This window comes from Streptomyces sp. NPDC050856 (assembly GCF_040653855.1).
Taxonomy (GTDB): Bacteria; Actinomycetota; Actinomycetes; order Streptomycetales; family Streptomycetaceae; genus Streptomyces.
On the sequence record NZ_JBFAGV010000073.1, the window covers coordinates 1 to 1,413 of the forward strand.

Annotated in this window: 1 rRNA gene; it reads left to right on the top strand. The window is 56.1% G+C overall.

Annotation, left to right across the window (positions count from 1 at the left end):
- Nucleotides 1-1,392, top strand: a 23S ribosomal RNA gene (locus AB0H53_RS29095); the annotation flags it as partial.
- Between the last annotated feature and the right edge of the window lie 21 nt (nucleotides 1,393-1,413).

Genomic DNA, 1,413 nt, shown 5'->3' on the forward strand with positions numbered 1-1,413 from the left:
CTGAGACCTGATGCCGAGCCGATTGTGGTGAAGTGGATGATCCTATGCTGTCGAGAAAAGCCTCTAGCGAGTTTCATGGCGGCCCGTACCCTAAACCGACTCAGGTGGTCAGGTAGAGAATACCGAGGCGTTCGGGTGAACTATGGTTAAGGAACTCGGCAAAATGCCCCCGTAACTTCGGGAGAAGGGGGGCCATCACTGGTGAGAGGACGTGCTCCTCGAGCTGGGGGTGGCCGCAGAGACCAGCGAGAAGCGACTGTTTACTAAAAACACAGGTCCGTGCGAAGCCGTAAGGCGATGTATACGGACTGACGCCTGCCCGGTGCTGGAACGTTAAGGGGACCGGTTAGCTCTGTTTCGACAGGGCGAAGCTGAGAACTTAAGCGCCAGTAAACGGCGGTGGTAACTATAACCATCCTAAGGTAGCGAAATTCCTTGTCGGGTAAGTTCCGACCTGCACGAATGGCGTAACGACTTCTCGACTGTCTCAACCATAGGCCCGGTGAAATTGCACTACGAGTAAAGATGCTCGTTTCGCGCAGCAGGACGGAAAGACCCCGGGACCTTTACTACAGTTTGATATTGGTGTTCGGTTCGGCTTGTGTAGGATAGGTGGGAGACTGTGAAGCTTGGACGCCAGTTCAGGTGGAGTCGTCGTTGAAATACCACTCTGGTCGTGCTGGATGTCTAACCTGGGTCCGTGATCCGGATCAGGGACAGTGTCTGATGGGTAGTTTAACTGGGGCGGTTGCCTCCTAAAGGGTAACGGAGGCGCCCAAAGGTTCCCTCAGCCTGGTTGGCAATCAGGTGTTGAGTGTAAGTGCACAAGGGAGCTTGACTGTGAGACCGACGGGTCGAGCAGGGACGAAAGTCGGGACTAGTGATCCGGCGGTGGCTTGTGGAAGCGCCGTCGCTCAACGGATAAAAGGTACCCCGGGGATAACAGGCTGATCTTCCCCAAGAGTCCATATCGACGGGATGGTTTGGCACCTCGATGTCGGCTCGTCGCATCCTGGGGCTGGAGTCGGTCCCAAGGGTTGGGCTGTTCGCCCATTAAAGCGGTACGCGAGCTGGGTTTAGAACGTCGTGAGACAGTTCGGTCCCTATCCGCTGTGCGCGTAGGAATATTGAGAAGGGCTGTCCCTAGTACGAGAGGACCGGGACGGACGAACCTCTGGTGTGCCAGTTGTCCTGCCAAGGGCATGGCTGGTTGGCTACGTTCGGGAGGGATAACCGCTGAAAGCATCTAAGCGGGAAGCCTGCTTCGAGATGAGTATTCCCACCTCCTTGAGAGGGTAAGGCTCCCAGTAGACGACTGGGTTGATAGGCCGGATATGGAAGCCCAGTAATGGGTGGAGTTGACCGGTACTAATAGGCCGAGGGCTTGTCCTCAGTTGCTCGCGTCCACTGTGT